The sequence below is a fragment of the Mesorhizobium sp. M7A.F.Ca.AU.002.02.1.1 genome (genome assembly GCF_003998535.1).
Taxonomy (GTDB): domain Bacteria; phylum Pseudomonadota; class Alphaproteobacteria; order Rhizobiales; family Rhizobiaceae; genus Mesorhizobium; species Mesorhizobium ciceri.
Genome location: NZ_RZPB01000842.1, coordinates 1 through 2,433, shown reverse-complemented (window position 1 = coordinate 2,433; position 2,433 = coordinate 1). Strand labels below are relative to the sequence as shown.

The 2,433-nt window shown below is 63.6% G+C and carries 3 protein-coding genes; 1 reads left to right on the top strand and 2 read right to left on the bottom strand.

Annotation, left to right across the window (positions count from 1 at the left end; translation table 11 throughout):
* The coding region (locus tag EN879_RS32135; protein WP_164774714.1) for a dihydrofolate reductase family protein at positions 1-310 on the bottom strand (310 nt) is incomplete at its 3' end.
* A 179-nt stretch (positions 311-489) separates the two neighbouring features.
* Positions 490-1,059 carry an elongation factor P gene (gene efp, locus EN879_RS32130; protein ID WP_013532351.1) on the bottom strand — a complete coding sequence of 190 codons (570 nt, stop codon included), beginning with the start codon at positions 1,057-1,059 and terminating at the stop codon, positions 490-492.
* A 117-nt stretch (positions 1,060-1,176) separates the two neighbouring features.
* Here efp and epmA point away from each other — a divergent pair, with 117 nt between their 5' ends.
* Positions 1,177-2,217: an EF-P lysine aminoacylase EpmA gene (gene epmA, locus EN879_RS32125; RefSeq protein WP_063167725.1), complete on the top strand. Its 1,041-nt coding sequence runs from the start codon at positions 1,177-1,179 to the stop codon at positions 2,215-2,217.
* Positions 2,218-2,433: the final 216 nt, after the last annotated feature.

Genomic DNA, 2,433 nt, shown 5'->3' with positions numbered 1-2,433 from the left:
TCAGCGTCCTGACCGCTTCCGGCAGCGGTCCCTTCAGCAATTCGGCAGGCTTCCAGTCGAGCGCCTTCAGGCTGTTCGACGCGACATATTTCGGCAGCGCGTTGAACCGTTCGGCAAAATCTCCGGTTTCCGTCGGCCAGGAGCCGGCAAAGATCTCATAGGTCGTGCGCCCCAAAAGCATGGCGCCGGTGTCGGCAAGCTCGTCCTCCTTGAACCTGTTCATCTCGTCGTTCCAAGTCATGCTTGGCAGCTTCTCGACCTCGGCAATGCCATCGACGCTGATGAATTCGGTGACGATAAGTTTTCGCATGGCGTTCTCCTTCTTCGCTCAAAGGACGGACCGCGCAGGGTCATTGCGACACGCTTCGTGAAAAATATCACTGTGCGGGCGGAGGCGCCGCGTTCAAGGGGAGACAGCGGAAGAGGACAAGGGTGAGCCCTGGTGAAACGCAGGGCTGGCCGGTAAACCCGTAACCCCACCGCTCGTCTTCAGTCCTTCGCCCGCTCCACATAAGCCCCATCCGCCGTCATCACCACCACGCGGGTGCCCGGCGCGATGTGGGGGGGCACCAGGGTGCGCACGCCGTTGGACAGCACGGCCGGCTTGTAGGACGACGAGGCCGTCTGTCCCTTGGTCGTCGGCTCGGTTTCCACCACTTCGAAGGTGGCGCGCTGCGGCAGCACCAGGGAAATGGCAATGCCGTTGAACTGCGACACCTGCACGGCCATGCCTTCCAGCAGGTAAGGTGCCATGTCGCCGACCACGGCTTCCGACACCGCCACCTGGTCGTAGGTTTCCGGGTTCATGAAGTGAAAGCCTTCGCCGTCGCGGTAGAGGAAGGTGTGCTCGCGCTCTTCGACATAGGCGCGCTCGACCTGCTCGGTGGTGCGGTAGCGTTCCGAAACCTTCACCCCGTCGCCGATGCGGCGCATGTCGAGCTGCGTTACCGGCGTGCCCTTGCCTGGGTGGATGTTTTCGGCAAAGAGGATCACATAAAGCTTGCCGTCCTTGTCGACGACATTGCCTTTGCGGAGCGAACTGGCGATGACTTTCACCACGGTTTTAAATCCTGCAAGAAGAGTTGACTGGCGTTTGCCGGCTAGTGCGGCGCTGGATGGGGGCCTACCGCATCTTGGCCGCCGCCGCCAGCCCCCTTCCACCATGTTCCGAGCCGCATGACCGAAGCTTCGCCCTGGTGGACGCCTGACGTTCACGCCGACCGCCGCCCGCGGCTGATGCTGCGCAATGGCATCGCCGCCGGCCTGCGCGACTGGTTCGCCGCCCATGATTTCGTCGAGGTGCAAACGGCGGCGCTGCAGGTCTCGCCCGGCAATGAGGCGCATCTGGCGGCTTTCGCCACGGAAGCGGTCGGGCCGGACGGTGCAAGGGCGCCACTCTATCTCCACACCTCGCCGGAATTCGCCTGCAAGAAGCTGCTCGCCGCCGGTGAAACCAGGATTTTCAGCTTCGGTCCGGTCTATCGCAACCGCGAGCGCGGCCCCTTGCATCATCCCGAATTCACCATGCTCGAATGGTACAGGGTGGGCGAGGCCTATGAGAGCCTGATGCTGGATTGTGCGGCCTTTCTGGCGCTGGCCGCGACAAGGACAGGGGCGACTCTTTTCTCTTTCCGGGGCCGCGACTGCGATCCGTTTGCCGAGCCGGAACGACTGACGGTGGCGGACGCTTTCGCCCACTATGCCGGCATCGACCTGCTGGCCACGGTCGCCGCCGACGGCAGCACCGACCGCGACGCGCTGCACGCCGCCTTGACCTATGCCGGCCTGCGCACCGCGCCCGACGACAGCTGGGCCGATCTGTTCAGCCGGGTGATGGTGGAAAAAATCGAGCCGTTGCTCGGGCAGGGCCGCGCGACCATCCTGTGCGAATATCCCGTCGCCGAGGCGGCACTGGCGCGGCCGAGCCAGCGCGACCCGCGCGTCGCCGAGCGTTTCGAGCTCTATTGCTGCGGCGTCGAACTCGCCAACGGCTTTGGCGAACTGACCGACGCCGACGAGCAGCGCCGGCGCTTTGTTATCGAGATGGACGAGAAGCAGCGCGTCTATGGCGAGCGCTATCCGCTGGACGAGGATTTTCTCTCAGCCCTTGCCATCATGCCGCCGGCCAGCGGCATCGCACTCGGCTTCGACCGGCTGGCGATGCTGGCGACCGGCGCGCAAAAAATCGAGGACGTGATCTGGACGCCTGTCGCCTGAGGGCGGAAAGATCTGGCCTATTCGATTCCAGGGATCAAGACTGGACCGTGACCCCGAACCAAGAGACCACATGATCGGTACTGGATTTCAAGGTCAATCGGGAAGATCTACAGTGGCTGCTTCTGAAACGGTCGAAATCGCCATTGTCGGCGCCGGAGTTGTCGGGCTGGCGACGGCACTTCGCCTTGTCGCGGACGGCCGCGAAGTCCTGCTCAT

Coding starts and splice junctions, on each gene's coding strand:
- epmA (WP_063167725.1), top strand. CDS start 1,177: ATGACCGAAGCTTCGCCCTGGTGGACGCCTGACGTTCACGCCGACCGC.